This is a genomic window from Salmonella enterica subsp. diarizonae (assembly GCF_008692785.1).
Taxonomy (GTDB): Bacteria; Pseudomonadota; Gammaproteobacteria; order Enterobacterales; family Enterobacteriaceae; genus Salmonella; species Salmonella diarizonae.
In genome coordinates, this window is the sequence record NZ_VXJV01000011.1 from 102,081 (window position 1) to 117,613 (window position 15,533).

Genomic DNA, 15,533 nt, shown 5'->3' on the forward strand with positions numbered 1-15,533 from the left:
ACCGACCATGACCAATCCGGGAGAGTACAAGTATGTCCGCTGAACACGTTTTGACGATGCTGAACGAACACGAAGTGAAGTTTGTCGATCTGCGCTTCACCGATACCAAAGGCAAAGAACAGCACGTCACGATTCCTGCTCATCAGGTAAATGCCGAATTCTTTGAAGAAGGCAAAATGTTTGACGGCTCCTCTATCGGCGGCTGGAAAGGCATTAACGAATCCGATATGGTGCTAATGCCGGATGCGTCCACTGCGGTTATCGACCCGTTCTTCGCCGACTCCACCCTGATTATCCGTTGCGATATCCTGGAACCTGGCACTCTACAAGGTTATGACCGTGACCCGCGTTCCATCGCGAAACGCGCGGAAGACTACCTGCGCGCGACCGGTATCGCCGATACCGTTCTGTTTGGGCCGGAACCTGAATTTTTCCTGTTTGACGATATCCGCTTCGGTACGTCCATTTCCGGTTCTCACGTAGCCATCGACGACATCGAAGGTGCCTGGAACTCCTCCACCCAATACGAAGGTGGCAACAAAGGCCACCGTCCGGCAGTCAAGGGGGGTTACTTCCCGGTACCGCCAGTCGACTCCGCACAGGATATCCGATCTGAAATGTGTCTGGTCATGGAGCAAATGGGCCTGGTCGTCGAAGCGCACCACCACGAAGTAGCGACCGCGGGCCAGAACGAAGTGGCAACCCGCTTTAATACCATGACCAAAAAAGCCGACGAAATTCAGATTTACAAATATGTCGTGCATAACGTGGCTCACCGCTTCGGTAAGACAGCAACCTTTATGCCAAAACCAATGTTCGGCGATAACGGTTCCGGTATGCACTGCCACATGTCGCTGGCGAAGAACGGCACCAACCTGTTCTCTGGCGACAAATATGCCGGCCTGTCTGAACAAGCGCTGTACTACATCGGCGGCATCATCAAACACGCCAAAGCCATCAACGCCCTGGCGAACCCAACCACCAACTCCTATAAGCGTCTGGTCCCGGGTTATGAAGCGCCAGTGATGCTGGCCTACTCCGCCCGTAACCGTTCCGCCTCCATCCGTATTCCGGTGGTGGCATCTCCGAAAGCGCGCCGTATCGAAGTTCGCTTCCCGGACCCGGCGGCTAACCCGTATCTGTGCTTTGCCGCCCTGCTGATGGCCGGTCTGGACGGGATTAAGAATAAGATTCATCCGGGCGAAGCCATGGACAAAAACCTGTATGACCTGCCGCCGGAAGAAGCGAAAGAGATCCCACAGGTGGCGGGTTCTCTGGAAGAAGCGCTGAACGCGCTGGATCTGGACCGCGAGTTCCTGAAAGCAGGCGGCGTGTTCACTGATGAAGCGATCGATGCGTATATTGCGCTGCGTCGCGAAGAAGATGACCGCGTGCGTATGACCCCGCACCCGGTAGAGTTTGAGCTGTACTACAGCGTTTAAGTTGCCGTGGAAACGTTTAGCCTGTTGCTGACAGGTTTGAGGTTGATGGCAAACATTGAGATGTCCGATGGTGCAAGCTTTCGGGCCTACCGGGTAACCACCTTGTAGGCCCAATAAGGTGAAACCGCTATCCGGCACGACGTTTGTCAGCAATCTGTAGCCCATCTCACGATGGGCTTTTTTCTCCACCAACAGTCTGATCTCACGCGCTTTTTAGTGGTAAAAAGCTATAATGCACTAAAATGGTGCAACCTTTTCCAGGAGACTGCTGAATGGCAACCGGCATGCAGCCCGATGCTGGGCAGATCCTCAATTCGTTAATCACCAGCGTGCTGGTGGTCGACGACGCGCTGGCAATCCATTACGCCAACCCTGCCGCGCAGCAGTTGCTCGCGCAAAGCTCACGTAAACTGTTTGGGACGCCGTTACCTGAACTGTTGAGCTATTTTTCGTTAAACATTGACCTGATGCGCGAAAGTTTAGCGGCAGGACAAGGCTTTACCGATAACGAAGTGACGCTGGTGATTGATAGTCGCTCGCATATTCTCTCTTTGACCGCCCAACGTCTGCCCGACGATTTTATTCTGCTCGAAATGGCGCCGATGGATAACCAGCGCCGTCTGAGTCAGGAACAGTTGCAGCACGCACAGCAAATCGCCGCCCGCGATCTGGTGCGCGGTCTGGCGCACGAAATCAAAAATCCGCTCGGCGGCCTGCGCGGCGCGGCGCAGTTACTCAGCAAGGCGCTGCCCGACCCGGCGCTAACGGAATATACCAGGGTCATCATTGAACAGGCTGACAGGCTACGCAACCTTGTCGATCGTTTGCTGGGGCCGCAGCACCCGGGAATGCACATTACCGAGAGCATACATAAAGTCGCAGAGCGCGTGGTCGCGCTGGTGTCGATGGAGCTACCGGATAATGTCCGGCTTATCCGCGATTACGACCCCAGCCTGCCGGAACTGCCGCACGATCCGGAGCAAATTGAGCAAGTGCTACTAAATATTGTCCGCAACGCCTTGCAGGCGCTGGGGCCGGAAGGCGGCGAAATTACGCTGCGTACGCGTACCGCCTTCCAGTTAACACTGCACGGCGAACGCTATCGCCTGGCGGCGCGTATAGACGTTGAAGACAATGGGCCGGGCATTCCTCCCCATTTACAGGATACGCTGTTCTACCCGATGGTCAGCGGCCGCGAAGGCGGCACCGGGCTTGGGTTATCTATCGCCCGTAATCTTATCGATCAACACGCCGGCAAAATTGAATTTACCAGTTGGCCGGGGCATACCGAGTTTTCGGTTTACCTGCCGATTCGGAAATAGAGGTGTTTATGCAACGAGGAATAGTCTGGGTCGTCGATGATGATAGTTCCATCCGTTGGGTGCTTGAACGTGCTCTCGCCGGGGCAGGGTTGACCTGTACCACCTTTGAGAATGGCAATGAAGTGCTGGCTGCGCTGGCCAGTAAAACGCCGGACGTCCTGCTGTCGGATATCCGAATGCCGGGAATGGACGGGCTGGCGCTGTTAAAACAGATTAAACAACGTCATCCGATGCTTCCGGTCATCATTATGACCGCGCATTCCGATTTGGATGCCGCCGTGAGCGCCTATCAGCAGGGGGCGTTTGATTATCTGCCTAAACCGTTTGATATTGATGAAGCCGTCGCTCTGGTCGAGCGCGCGATTAGCCACTATCAGGAGCAGCAGCAGCCGCGTAATATTGAGGTTAACGGCCCGACGACGGACATGATAGGTGAAGCACCCGCCATGCAGGATGTGTTTCGCATTATTGGTCGGCTGTCGCGTTCTTCGATTAGCGTGCTGATTAACGGCGAATCAGGGACCGGTAAAGAACTGGTCGCCCATGCGCTACATCGCCATAGCCCACGCGCCAAAGCGCCGTTTATCGCGCTCAATATGGCGGCCATCCCGAAGGATTTGATCGAATCCGAACTGTTTGGTCATGAGAAAGGCGCTTTTACCGGGGCGAATACCATCCGGCAGGGCCGTTTCGAGCAGGCTGACGGCGGTACTCTCTTTCTGGACGAAATTGGCGATATGCCGCTGGATGTCCAGACTCGTCTGTTACGCGTGCTGGCTGACGGACAGTTCTACCGCGTGGGCGGGTACGCGCCAGTAAAAGTGGATGTGCGCATTATCGCCGCCACCCACCAGAACCTCGAACTACGCGTTCAGGAAGGGAAATTCCGCGAAGACCTGTTCCACCGCCTGAACGTGATTCGTATCCATCTCCCGCCGTTGCGCGAGCGTCGTGAGGATATTCCGCGCCTGGCGCGCCATTTTTTGCAGGTCGCCGCCCGTGAGTTAGGCGTAGAAGCCAAATTATTACATCCGGAAACCGAAACGGCGTTAACGCGCCTGGCATGGCCTGGTAACGTGCGTCAGTTAGAAAATACCTGCCGCTGGCTCACCGTCATGGCCGCCGGGCAGGAGGTATTGATCCAGGATTTACCGGGTGAACTGTTTGAAGCTTCGGCGCCGGATAGCCCGTCCCACCTGCCACCGGATAGTTGGGCCACATTACTGGCGCAATGGGCGGACCGCGCCTTGCGATCCGGTCATCAAAATCTGCTTTCTGAAGCGCAGCCAGAACTGGAAAGAACGTTACTGACCACGGCGTTACGCCATACGCAGGGCCATAAACAGGAAGCCGCCAGGTTGCTCGGTTGGGGGCGAAACACCCTAACGCGGAAGCTGAAAGAACTGGGAATGGAGTAATTATGTAAAGATTAATAATTGAGCGCAAAACGCTGCTATTTTGCACTTTACTGTTCCAATGAGTTCAGTATGATCATGCCCGGCAAACGGGGGGATTCATTATGTTAGAATCTATTATTAATCTGGTATCGAGTGGGGCGGTCGACAGCCACACGCCACAAACTGCGGTAGCCGCCGTATTGTGTGCCGCGTTGGTGGGACTGTTCAGCTAACGGGTTCGCCGGGTAGCGGTTACGCCTTACCCGGCCTACTTGCCCCGTAAGGCAGCACGGCTATATGACGCGCGAGAACTGTTGCATCCGCGCTTTCTGGCGCAGATAAGCATCAAAGCACATGCAAATATTGCGAATCAGCAGGCGACCTTTCGCCGTCACCTGAATCCCCTTCTCGCTGATATCCACCAGCCCGTCTTTCGCCAGCGGTGACAGTAATTGCAAATCTTCGGCAAAATACTCAGCGAAATGCAAACCCCACTGCTGTTCGACGGCGTTAAAATCCAGGCGGAAGTTACAAATCAGCGCCTTGATAACATCGCGACGAATGCAATCATCACGGGTCAGCGTAATACCACGCCATAGCGCATTGCCCCGCTCATCCACTTGCTGGTAATAACGCTTCAGCTCTTTCTGGTTCTGCATGTAGCCATCGCCAATCATGCTGATGGCAGAAACGCCCATTCCCAGCAGATCGGTATCGCCCTGGGTGGTATACCCCTGAAAATTACGGTGCAGCATACCTTCGCGCTGCGCGACGGCCAGCTCGTCGTCCGGACGGGCAAAATGGTCCATCCCGATAAACTGATAACCGGCCTGAGTAAGCGATACGATCGTCTCCTGCAAAATATCCAGTTTCTGCTGCGCGCTGGGTAAATCGGCATCTTTAATTTTACGCTGGGCGGCAAAAAGCGTTGGCAGATGCGCATAGTTAAAGACGCTCAAACGATCAGGGTTCAGTTCCGTCACACGCTTCAGCGTGAAAGCGAAGCTTTCCGGCGTCTGTTTCGGTAGACCGTAGATCAAATCGATATTCGTCGAGGTAAAGCCGATATCGCGGGCGTGATTAAGCAGCGCAAAGATGAACTCTTCATCCTGTTCGCGGTTAACCAGGCGCTGCACCTCTTTATTAAAATCCTGTACGCCCATACTCAGGCGGTTAAAACCTTCCGCGCGTAAATGATCGAGCACATCCAGTTCAATTTCACGGGGATCGACTTCGATCGAGATTTCCGCGTCGGTATTAAAGTGGAAATTTTCACGCAACAGCGTCATTAAGCGACTGATTTGCGCTTTATTCAGGTAAGTTGGCGTACCGCCGCCCCAGTGAAGCTGGCTAACCTGACGGCCTGCAAACAGCGGCGCGCGATGGCGGATTTCCTGCTCAAGCGCGTCAAGATACTGGTCAGCTTTATGCTGTTGGCGGGTGACAATCTTGTTGCAGCCGCAGAAATAACACAACTTGTGGCAAAACGGGATATGCACGTACAGCGAGAGCGGACGTTCAGGATAGCGCGCCACAGCCTGCGAGAATGCTGCGTCCTTGAAGTCTTCAGAGAACTCCAGCGCGGTTGGGTACGAGGTATACCGTGGCCCGGAATAGTTATATTTCTGGATCAGGGCCAGATCCCAGTCTATTTGCTGTTCAGACATGCTTACTCCTTCCGATGGCGTCTCTGGCGGGTACGGCGTACCGACTTCACGCCATGACGGGCGGCAAGCCGGTTGCGCAACCATTTCTGTCGCCGCGACAATCGCTGTAGTTTAACGAATAACCACACCAGATAACATATAACCGGAAGGGTTATAAGCAGGACGGGCAAACCCACGGTGTAAACCCGTTAATTGCCGCCTCTTAGCAGGCGCATCATATCTTCCTGCTTCTCGTCCTCTTCTTCGTCTTCCTCGTCATCGTAAGACAGACCAAGCTTCTGCATCAGTTCATCAATACGATCCAGTTTGGCATCTACCCAGGCTTGATCTTCAGTCCCCAGGGTTTCGCCCGCTTCCAGACGTTCTAACAGCGCATCCAGGCGCTCATCCGTTTCCAGTAAATCCAACTCCGCCTGCGGTGAAAGCATAGGTTTCTCACTTTTTGGTTTATGCTGTTGGGTCACTTTTTCAGTCACGCCCAATGGAACAGGTGTTTTACTGCCAAGACGTGGATCTTTCTGTTGATTCTGATTGCCGCCGCCCGAAGCGGAATTGCCGCCCGCCGCGCGACTTCCCGGAGCATGACCGCGATGTTTTTTCAGGCGTTTACGGTCGCGCGCCTCCTGGTTTAACTCTTCACGCGTTTTACGACGCTGTTTGCCAAAGGCTTTACTGCGCGGTGCAGAGGTTGGTTTTTTCATGATGTCAGATCTTTAAGCCGTTTTATTCAGTATAGAATTGAGGCGGAATCTAGCAGAAAGCAAGCAAAGAAAAAAGGCGACAGAGTAATCTGCCGCCTTTTTTCTTGACCCACGCCCCTTAACGGGTTCCACCATCCCTGTTGGCTATCAACACGCCCTGTTTTTCCCTTAGCCTGGAACATTCCATGTTGTTTCCATTTCCTTTTACTAACGTCTCCGGACGTTTGTCTTCCTGACAATCCTGAGTCTTCGCCTCCTGGCGCTCCTGACCCTCATCCTGAGTCGTTGATCCTGTTAGCGTCCTCGCTATGCGCGTTACTTTACTCTTTTGGGGTAAACTCACAAGATACCAACGCGGCAATTTCCTCTTTTTCAGACAATTACCCCTCTATAAATTTATGATTTAACTGTATTAACTGGTTTTTAACATTACAACGACTCTGTCATATCGCATAGGGACAATGGGCAATATCTCACGAAGTGTATGGCTTTTGCTTACAGCGTCGGCACGCCGAAAAATCCGCCTTTTGCTGGCGTTCAGGTATAATCGCGACAAAGCTTTGACTGACGGAGACGACCGCTTTGACTAACCTGAATTATCAACAGACGCATTTTGTGATGAGTGCGCCTGATATTCGCCATTTACCTTCCGATTCCGGAATTGAAGTGGCTTTTGCTGGCCGTTCCAATGCAGGTAAATCCAGCGCCCTGAACACCCTGACCAACCAAAAGAGCCTGGCGCGCACCTCTAAAACGCCAGGCCGCACCCAACTGATTAACCTGTTTGAAGTGGTAGATGGCAAACGACTGGTCGACCTGCCAGGCTATGGCTACGCGGAAGTCCCGGAAGAGATGAAGCGCAAATGGCAACGCGCGCTGGGGGAATATCTGGAGAAACGTCAAAGCCTACAAGGCTTAGTCGTTTTAATGGATATCCGCCATCCGTTGAAAGACCTCGACCAACAGATGATCCAGTGGGCTGTAGAGAGCAATATCCAGGTTCTGATACTGTTGACCAAGGCGGACAAACTGGCCAGCGGCGCGCGCAAGGCGCAGTTGAATATGGTACGTGAAGCCGTGCTGGCTTTTAATGGCGATGTGCAGGTAGAAGCGTTTTCCTCGTTGAAAAAGCAGGGAGTAGATAAGTTACGTCAGAAGCTGGATAGCTGGTTTAGCGAGTTAGCGCCGGTAGAAGAGGCGCAGGACGCCGAATAAACGGGTAGGACGGATAAGCGCCATCAGGCCATAAATGCCGGATGGCGACCAAACGCGTCTTATCCGGCTCATAACCTTTTCTTCCGTCCAATAAAAAACGCCCCAGTCATAAACTGACTGGGGCGGCTAAAATATTCAGCCAAATCCGATTACGTGAAGTAAAAGGTCTGAAAGATAGAACATCTTACCTCTGTACCCTACGTGAATAACTTTACTCTTTTTTGAGCAACACAGAAAGACTTTTTCGTAATTTTTTTTCATTCTTTACATAGGGAATTCTAATATCTATCACAAAACCCCCTCACTTATGTTGCTTAATTACGAAAAAAGCGCGTTATCCTCTAAACGCTTAGTGCGCTTGATCCCAATTTTCTCCGCTGCCGACCTCCACCAGCAACGGCACATCAATACGCGTACAGTTTTCCATCAACTGATGGATACGTTTTGATACCGCATCTAAATCGTCTTTATGCACTTCGAACACCAGTTCATCGTGTACCTGCATAATCATCCGCACGCGCGGCTGCTCGGCCTGTAGCCAGGCATCAACGGCAATCATTGCACGCTTGATGATATCGGCTGCCGTTCCCTGCATGGGGGCATTGATCGCCGCACGCTCTGCCCCCGCACGCCGCGCCGCGTTGCTGGATTTAATATCCGGCAGGTAAAGGCGGCGTCCCTCCAACGTTTCCACGTAGCCTTGTTCTTTTGCCTGAGCGCGGGTGCGCTCCATATATTCCAGCACGCCAGGGTAGCGTTCGAAGTAGAGATCCATATACTTCTGCGCCTCTTTACGCGGGATATTAAGCTGGCGAGAAAGACCAAAGGCGCTCATACCGTAAATCAGGCCAAAGTTAATGGCTTTCGCACTTCGGCGCTGTTCCCCGGTCACGCTATCCAGCGGCAGGCCAAATACTTCCGCCGCCGTTGCGCGGTGGATATCTTTCCCTTCGGCGAACGCCGTGAGCAGTCCTTTATCACGGGAAAGATGCGCCATAATACGCAACTCAATCTGTGAATAGTCCGCAGACACGATGAGATAATCCTCAGGCGCAATAAATGCCTGACGAATGCGGCGGCCTTCGTCGTTGCGCACCGGAATATTTTGCAGGTTCGGATCGGTCGACGATAAACGTCCCGTCGCCGTTACCGCCTGATGATAGGACGTATGGACGCGCCCGGTTTTCGGGTTAATCATCAGCGGCAGCTTATCGGTATAGGTAGATTTTAGCTTCGCCAGACCACGATACTCCAGAATCACTTTCGGCAGTGGATAGTCCAGCGCCAGCTCTTCCAGCACCTCTTCCGATGTTGACGGCGCACCGCCAGGCGTTTTCTTCAGCGGCTTAATACCCTGCTTTTCAAACAGGATGGTCTGTAACTGCTTCGTTGAGGACAGGTTGAACGCCTCGCCCGCTATGTCATGCGCTTTCTTTTCCAGTTCCGCCAGACGTAGCGTAATTTCTTCCGAATGTTTGTGCAAAACAGCAGGATCGATTTTTACGCCGTTGCGCTCAACGCGCGACAGTACCGGCACCAACGGCATTTCGATGTTTTCGAAAACATTCAGTGGGCCTTTGTGCTGCTGGAGCTCAGGCCACATTTTGAGATGCAACTGTAGCGTGACATCCGCATCTTCTGCCGCATAGCGTCCCGCTTCCTCCAGCGCGATCTGATTAAAGGTGAGCTGGTTTTTGCCTTTCCCGGCAATTTCTTCAAAGGTGATCGTTTTGTGCTTCAGCCAACGATCGGACAAGCTGTCCATATCATGGCGTCCGGCGACGCTGTTCAGAATGTAAGACTCAAGCATGGTATCAAAGGCGATACCGCGCAGCTCAATGCCATAGTTCTGCAAGACACCACGATCGTACTTGAGGTTTTGCCCCACTTTGCGCGCTTTTTCATCTTCCAGCAACGGCTTCAGCAGTTCCAGCGCACGCTGGCGGGAGATTTGATCCGGAGCGTCCAGATAATCATGCGCGACAGGCACATACGCGGCAACGCCAGGCTCGATAGCAAACGAGAGGCCCACCAGGTTGGCGGCGATATTATCCAGGCTGTCGGTCTCCGTGTCGAAAGCGAAAACTGGCGCTTTTTTCAGCTTTTCAATCCAGCTTTCCAGCGTGGCTTCGTCCAGAATAGTGACATAATTTTCATAAGAGAGCGCCGCTGTCGGCTCGCTGGGCGATTCATCAATAACGACCGTTTCCTGCGGTTTCGCCACCGGTTTCGCGCCCTTTGCCTGTAGCCACTTGCCTGACTCGACGTCCGCCGTCCAGCGCTTAAACTCATATTTTTTAAACAGGCCCAGCAGTTCATCCGCAATCGGCTGCTGAACTTCAAGCTGTTCGCAGGTCAACTCCAGCTCAACATCCGTTTTAATGGTGGCTAGTTTATAAGACAGGTACGCTACGTCTTTATTCTGCGCTAACTTACCGGCCATCGTTTTGGCACCGCGGAAAGTGAGACCGGCAATTTTTTCCGGCTCGGCGTACAGCGTATCCAGGCCGCCCAATCCCTGAAGCAAGGCTTGTGCCGTCTTCTCGCCCACGCCAGGTACGCCCGGAATATTATCCGAGGAGTCCCCCATCAGCGCCAGAAAGTCGATAATCAGTTCAGGCGGCACACCATACTTATTAACGACTTCATCCGGGCCGAGAATGGTGTTGGTCATGGTGTTGATCAGCGTAATATTCGGCGTCACCAACTGTGCCATATCTTTATCGCCAGTGCTGATTAATACTGGACGCCCCACCTTCTCCGCTTCTCGCGCCAGTGTACCGATAACGTCATCTGCTTCTACGCCAGAGACCGCCAGCAGGGGTAGCCCCATTGCTTTAACCATGGCATGTAACGGCTCTATTTGCGCACGCAGATCATCTGGCATAGGAGGACGATGCGATTTGTAATGTTCAAAGAGCTCATCACGGAAGGTTTTTCCTTTGGCGTCAAACACCACCGCAGCATGCGTCGGCTGATACTGCATGATCAGGCTGCGCAACATGTTGAGGACACCATACATTGCGCCCGTAGGTTCTCCCGCACTGTTGGTTAACGGCGGAAACGCATGATAGGCGCGATAGAGATAGGATGAGCCATCTACGAGAATAAGTGGGTTTTCTGGGATCTGAACCATAATGTCCGTGCCTGTTTAACAGATTATGGTTAAAGGATGCCACATACAGGAGGAAAACTTGAGTTTTTCGCCGTATTTGCAGAAAAGTTTTGTGGATCTTCAGGATCGCTCGCAAAACAATCTGTGGATAACTTTGTGTATAAATTCTTGCCATTGCTTTAAAATCAGCGCGATAGTCTTCACATCTTAATAATTACCTATTATTTTCAATTAGTTGTTAACATCACACTTTTCTTATTATCTGATTCATGCCGTTATCATAATGTGGATAGTTGTTACGAGTGTTTCTATTTCACTCCGCGCCATCATTAGCATCGTTTTCTGATAGAATCAGCCTCTTGCGCCGTTTTCGCGCACCGTTTATGGCTAACTTTTGAATAATTCATTATGACGAGAATACTCGCGGCGATCACGCTCCTATTGAGTATCGTATTGACCATCCTGGTCACCATAGTTTGCTCAGTACCGATCATCGTTGCCGGAATGGTAAAGCTCCTTTTGCCTGTTCCCGGCGTCTGGCGTAAGGTCTCCATTTTCTGCAATTTCATGATGTATTGCTGGTGTGCTGGTCTTGCAGCGCTGCTACGCCTTAATCCGCATTTGCAATGGGATGTAGAAGGGTTAGAAGGACTGAGCAAGAAAAATTGGTATTTACTGATTTGTAATCATCGTAGCTGGGCCGATATCGTTGTGCTTTGCGTTCTGTTCCGCAAGCATATCCCAATGAATAAGTACTTTCTTAAACAGCAATTGGCCTGGGTGCCTTTCATCGGACTGGCGTGCTGGGCATTAGATATGCCGTTTATGAAGCGCTATTCCCGTAGCTACCTGCTCCGCCATCCTAATCGACGCGGCAAAGATGTTGAAACGACTCGTCGCTCTTGCGAAAAGTTTCGCCGGTATCCCACCACTATCGTTAACTTTGTTGAAGGCTCGCGATTTACGCATGAGAAACGCCAGCAAACGCATTCACCCTATCAACATCTGTTGCCACCAAAAGCAGCCGGTATTGCAATGGCGATTAACGTCTTAGGCGCACAGTTCGATAAGCTGCTTAATATTACGTTGTGTTACCCAAACAACGATCGCCACCCCTTCTACGATATGCTAAGCGGTAGGCTGACGCGTATTGTTGTTCGGGTGCAACTGGAACCCATAAATGAAGGACTGCACGGCGATTACGTGAACGACAAAATATTCAAACGCCGTTTTCAACGTTGGCTTAATACGCTGTGGGATAAGAAAGATATACAGATAGAAGGGATTAAAACGTCTTATAAAAACGCCGGTCAGTGACCGGCGTTCTTTTTATTTTTTATCAACCAAATATTTCACAGTATCAGCATACTGCTGAACAAAAACATCCATACTGCTGGTATCCATGCCTTGTGGGTTAATCTGGTATTTGCCATTTACGAACATCGCCGGAACGCCCTGCAATTGCAGGTCAGACGCGGCTTTCTCCTGTTGCGCAACCAGTGATTTCACCACGAAGCTGTTCCATGCCGCATCGTAATCTTCGCCTTTGACGCCCGCATCAACGAACACTTTACGGATATCCGCGGCAGATTGTACTGTCTGGGTTTTCTGTACGGCTTCAAACAGCGGGACCGTGACTTTATCTTCTACACCCAACGCCATCGCCACCGCCCATGCCTGGGTGAGATCCTTGCCCAACGGCCCCAGGAACTCAACGTGGTACTTGGTCATTTTGGTGCCTTCCGGAAGCTTTTTCTTCACGTTGTCAGACACATGAAGCACTTCTTCAAACTGATAACAATGTGGGCAGTAGAAGGAGAAGAACTCCAGCACCTGGGGTTCGCCAGCGACCGGTTTATCCAGCGTGATATACTGTTTACCGTCGCTGATCTGTGCTGCCGAGGCGCTAAAAGCTAAAACCATACCAGCCAGCGCCAGCCAAATCTTTTTCATGATCAACTCTCTCCGATTAATACATTGGCGTTAATTGTAAAGGGGGTTCGTGCAAAATTTTTGTCTGCTCAATAAAAGTCGTTGTCTGTCGCTGCCAGTAATCTTCCCCTGTTAACCAGGGAAAGTTTTTCGGAAACGCAGGATCGCCCCAACGACGAATCAACCAGGCAAGATAATAAACTAAACGCATAGCGCGTAAAGGTTCAATGAGACCGATTTCAGACGTATCGAACTCACTAACTTCTTCATAAGCTTCAATAATGGTTTCAAGCTGCATTCGCTGTTCGGCTTTGTCGCCATTCAGCAGCATCCATAAATCCTGTATCGCCGGGCCGTTACGGGCATCATCTAAATCGACAAACAGCGGTCCATCACGCCATAGAATGTTGCCGGCATGACAATCGCCGTGCAATCGCAGCGTGGTGAAATCAGTGCGCCAGCATTCGGTAACTGCAGACAGTAGAGTATCAGTGGCTTTCAGGAAAGCCGCTTTTTGCCCGGAGGGAATCAGTGCGGCATCTTCGAATACCTGGCGAGGTTCAAAAAGATACTCTGCAAGCCCAATGTCAGGCCGGAAAGTGAAAGCTCGTTTTCGCCCCGTCTGATGCAATCGGCCAAGATAACGCCCTACCGCCTCCATCTGATCGATATTGTCCGCTTCAAACTGACGACCGCCTACGCTGGGGAAAATGGCATAATGATAGCCCTGATGCGCTAACAGCGTCTGGCCATTAAAAGCGAGCGGAGCAGCAACCGGAACCTCATCCTTCACCAGTTCAAGCGCGAACTGGTGTTCTTCCCGAATTTGATCAACAGACCAGCGTTCAGGACGATAAAACTTAACGACAAAACGTCGCCGATCTTCATCCTGAAACTGATAGACGCGGTTTTCATAACTGTTTAGCGGAGTCAGCCCGGAATCCACCCTGATCCCCTGTTCAAACAGCGCATCCATGATGGTTTCCGGGTGTAGCGTCTGGAAAGTAAAAGCGTTGTCGTTCATCCCATCATCCGGAAAATACTACGAATGATTCAGGATATCATTTCGTGGCGATTTCGGTGGCGCCGCTTACAAGGTTTTACTCTTTAATAACGCCGCGGGCGCGTAAAAGCGCCGTTTTAAAGTCTTCTTCATAGTCTTTTTGAATCCCCGGTATGGCGGCGTCTTTGGCGGAATCGCGCATTTTCAGATGGTAAATCAGGATATCATCAGTTAAATCTTCCAGATTGCCGTCAAAACCTGACTCTTTCGCCAGTTTCTGCAAAAATTGCGTCAGGTTAAGATCGGGCTCTTTCTGCCAGGCTGGCTGGAGGAGTTCAATGACTTCATTCAGACGTTTACATTTCATAGCTGTGCTCCTTATTCTTGATACAGACACGGTAGCAGGGTCAATCCCACAATAAAAGAGGCGATATCGGTGAATCAGGATGAAGTGATAACCGGCGTGGTGCTGGCAGGCGGTAAAGCCCGACGGATGGGAGGTGCGGATAAAGGTCTGCTTGAACTGGACGGTAAACCGCTCTGGCGGCACGTTGCCGACGCGCTCGCGCCACAACTTGCTACGGTCGTCGTAAGCGCTAATCGCCATCTGGATATCTACCGGGCCAGCGGCCTGAAAGTCATTCCGGATTCAATCGCTGACTTTCCCGGTCCGCTGGCGGGTATGCTTTCCGTTTTTCAGCAGGTAGCAGGCGACTGGTTTCTATTTTGCCCCTGTGACAATCCCTATATCCCCCACAACATAGTCGATCGTTTAGCAGCGCAGCGTCATAGCGCACCCGTGGTTTGGGTTCGTGATGGAGAACGCGATCATCCAACGATCGCGTTGATTAATCGTTCCGTTCAGCCCCAGTTGACAGCTTATTTGCAAGCAGGCGAGCGGCGGGTAATGATTTTTATGCACCAGGCAGGCGGACACGCCGTTGATTTCAGTGATTGTAAGGAGGCATTTGTGAACGTCAACACGCCGGAGGAACTCGCGAAATGGCAAAAGAGACCATAATACCGCTACTCGCAATTGCCGCGTGGAGCGGAACGGGAAAAACAACACTGCTGAAAAAACTGATCCCAGCACTTTGTGCGCGCGGGATTCGGCCAGGGCTGATTAAGCATACCCATCATGATATGGATGTCGATAAGCCGGGTAAAGATAGCTACGAGCTGCGTAAAGCCGGGGCGGCACAGACGCTGGTTGCCAGTCAGCAGCGCTGGGCGTTAATGACTGAAACGCCGGAGCAAGAAGAGTTAGATCTGGCATGGCTGGTGAGTCGGATGGATGCATCAAAGCTGGATCTGGTGCTGGTAGAAGGCTTTAAGCATGAGTCCGTGGCCAAGATCGTTCTGTTCCGTAACGACGCTGGGCACGATGTGAATGAGTTGGCTATCGATGAGCATACGATCGCCGTAGCCAGCGATATTGCGCTGGATATTGGCGTTCCGGTACTCGATTTGAACGATGTTGATGGAATTGTGGCGTTTATCGTAGCGACGTTAGGGTTAACTGCCGCCGCGGAGTGGGCGTAAACGCCTGCTCCGGGCTCTGTGTGCTGTTCTGTAGCCGGGACACACCGACTATTCACCGCATTTTTTGCAGCAGACGCAAAAAAGCCCATCCGTCAGGATGGGCTTCTTCACTATTCGATGCCTGGCAGTTTATGGCGGGCGCCCTGCCCGCCACCCTCCGGGCCGTTGCTGCGCAACGTTCAAATCCGCTCCCGGCG

At 51.9% G+C, this 15,533-nt stretch carries 15 protein-coding genes; 8 read left to right on the forward strand and 7 right to left on the reverse strand.

Translation table 11 applies throughout. From position 1 onward, the window contains the following. Positions 1 to 32: 32 nt before the first annotated feature. The 4 genes from glnA to F4V72_RS20870 all read left to right on the forward strand — a co-directional run bounded on the left by glnA (position 33) and on the right by F4V72_RS20870 (position 4,394). Positions 33 to 1,442, forward strand: coding sequence for a glutamate--ammonia ligase (gene glnA, locus F4V72_RS20855; RefSeq protein WP_079813793.1), 1,410 nt, complete (start codon positions 33 to 35; stop codon positions 1,440 to 1,442). Between the two features lie 272 nt (positions 1,443 to 1,714). Then, the gene (gene glnL, locus F4V72_RS20860) at positions 1,715 to 2,764 is read left to right on the forward strand and encodes a nitrogen regulation protein NR(II) (protein ID WP_053509938.1); all 1,050 of its coding nucleotides are present in this window, start codon (positions 1,715 to 1,717) and stop codon (positions 2,762 to 2,764) included. Between the two features lie 8 nt (positions 2,765 to 2,772). Beyond that, a complete protein-coding gene (glnG, locus tag F4V72_RS20865; RefSeq protein ID WP_001188779.1) occupies positions 2,773 to 4,182 on the forward strand; it encodes a nitrogen regulation protein NR(I) in 1,410 nt (469 codons plus the stop codon). Between the two features lie 101 nt (positions 4,183 to 4,283). Then, on the forward strand, positions 4,284 to 4,394 hold the full coding sequence (locus F4V72_RS20870) for a YshB family small membrane protein (RefSeq protein WP_088734609.1): 111 nt from the start codon (positions 4,284 to 4,286) through the stop codon (positions 4,392 to 4,394). Positions 4,395 to 4,454: 60 nt separating this feature from the next. Here F4V72_RS20870 and hemN read toward each other — a convergent pair whose 3' ends face one another. The 3 genes from hemN to F4V72_RS20885 all read right to left on the reverse strand — a co-directional run bounded on the left by hemN (position 4,455) and on the right by F4V72_RS20885 (position 6,872). Continuing rightward, positions 4,455 to 5,828, reverse strand: coding sequence for an oxygen-independent coproporphyrinogen III oxidase (hemN, locus tag F4V72_RS20875; protein WP_023249096.1), 1,374 nt, complete (start codon positions 5,826 to 5,828; stop codon positions 4,455 to 4,457). A 188-nt stretch (positions 5,829 to 6,016) separates the two neighbouring features. Continuing rightward, positions 6,017 to 6,529, reverse strand: a complete 513-nt coding sequence (gene yihI, locus F4V72_RS20880) for a Der GTPase-activating protein YihI (RefSeq protein WP_023249095.1) — start codon at positions 6,527 to 6,529, stop codon at positions 6,017 to 6,019. Between the two features lie 118 nt (positions 6,530 to 6,647). Beyond that, positions 6,648 to 6,872, reverse strand: a complete 225-nt coding sequence (locus tag F4V72_RS20885) for a hypothetical protein (RefSeq protein ID WP_023249094.1) — start codon at positions 6,870 to 6,872, stop codon at positions 6,648 to 6,650. Positions 6,873 to 7,111: 239 nt separating this feature from the next. On the opposite strand from F4V72_RS20885, the gene yihA reads away from it, so the two are divergent. Beyond that, the gene (gene yihA / locus F4V72_RS20890; RefSeq protein ID WP_053528809.1) at positions 7,112 to 7,744 is read left to right on the forward strand and encodes a ribosome biogenesis GTP-binding protein YihA/YsxC; all 633 of its coding nucleotides are present in this window, start codon (positions 7,112 to 7,114) and stop codon (positions 7,742 to 7,744) included. Between the two features lie 349 nt (positions 7,745 to 8,093). Here the strand turns inward: yihA and polA are convergent, their stop codons facing one another. After that, positions 8,094 to 10,880 carry a DNA polymerase I gene (gene polA / locus F4V72_RS20895; protein WP_064055738.1) on the reverse strand — a complete coding sequence of 929 codons (2,787 nt, stop codon included), beginning with the start codon at positions 10,878 to 10,880 and terminating at the stop codon, positions 8,094 to 8,096. A gap of 387 nt (positions 10,881 to 11,267) precedes the next feature. Here polA and F4V72_RS20900 point away from each other — a divergent pair, with 387 nt between their 5' ends. After that, positions 11,268 to 12,176, forward strand: a complete 909-nt coding sequence (locus F4V72_RS20900; RefSeq protein ID WP_053509931.1) for an acyltransferase — start codon at positions 11,268 to 11,270, stop codon at positions 12,174 to 12,176. Between the two features lie 12 nt (positions 12,177 to 12,188). Here F4V72_RS20900 and dsbA read toward each other — a convergent pair whose 3' ends face one another. From dsbA to F4V72_RS20915, 3 genes are all read right to left on the reverse strand, one after another. Next, the gene (gene dsbA, locus F4V72_RS20905) at positions 12,189 to 12,812 is read right to left on the reverse strand and encodes a thiol:disulfide interchange protein DsbA (RefSeq protein ID WP_000725358.1); all 624 of its coding nucleotides are present in this window, start codon (positions 12,810 to 12,812) and stop codon (positions 12,189 to 12,191) included. Between the two features lie 16 nt (positions 12,813 to 12,828). Beyond that, positions 12,829 to 13,815 carry a serine/threonine protein kinase gene (locus F4V72_RS20910; protein ID WP_053509929.1) on the reverse strand — a complete coding sequence of 329 codons (987 nt, stop codon included), beginning with the start codon at positions 13,813 to 13,815 and terminating at the stop codon, positions 12,829 to 12,831. Between the two features lie 76 nt (positions 13,816 to 13,891). Beyond that, complete coding sequence (locus F4V72_RS20915; protein WP_000649859.1) at positions 13,892 to 14,161, reverse strand: YihD family protein; 270 nt, start codon at positions 14,159 to 14,161, stop codon at positions 13,892 to 13,894. 69 nt (positions 14,162 to 14,230) lie between these two features. On the opposite strand from F4V72_RS20915, the gene mobA reads away from it, so the two are divergent. Together mobA and mobB are read left to right on the forward strand one after the other, a co-directional pair. Then, the gene (mobA, locus tag F4V72_RS20920) at positions 14,231 to 14,815 is read left to right on the forward strand and encodes a molybdenum cofactor guanylyltransferase MobA (RefSeq protein WP_053509927.1); all 585 of its coding nucleotides are present in this window, start codon (positions 14,231 to 14,233) and stop codon (positions 14,813 to 14,815) included. Further along, a complete protein-coding gene (gene mobB / locus F4V72_RS20925) occupies positions 14,812 to 15,336 on the forward strand; it encodes a molybdopterin-guanine dinucleotide biosynthesis protein MobB (protein ID WP_072158755.1) in 525 nt (174 codons plus the stop codon). The genes mobA and mobB overlap by 4 nt, the downstream gene beginning before the upstream one ends. Positions 15,337 to 15,533: the final 197 nt, after the last annotated feature.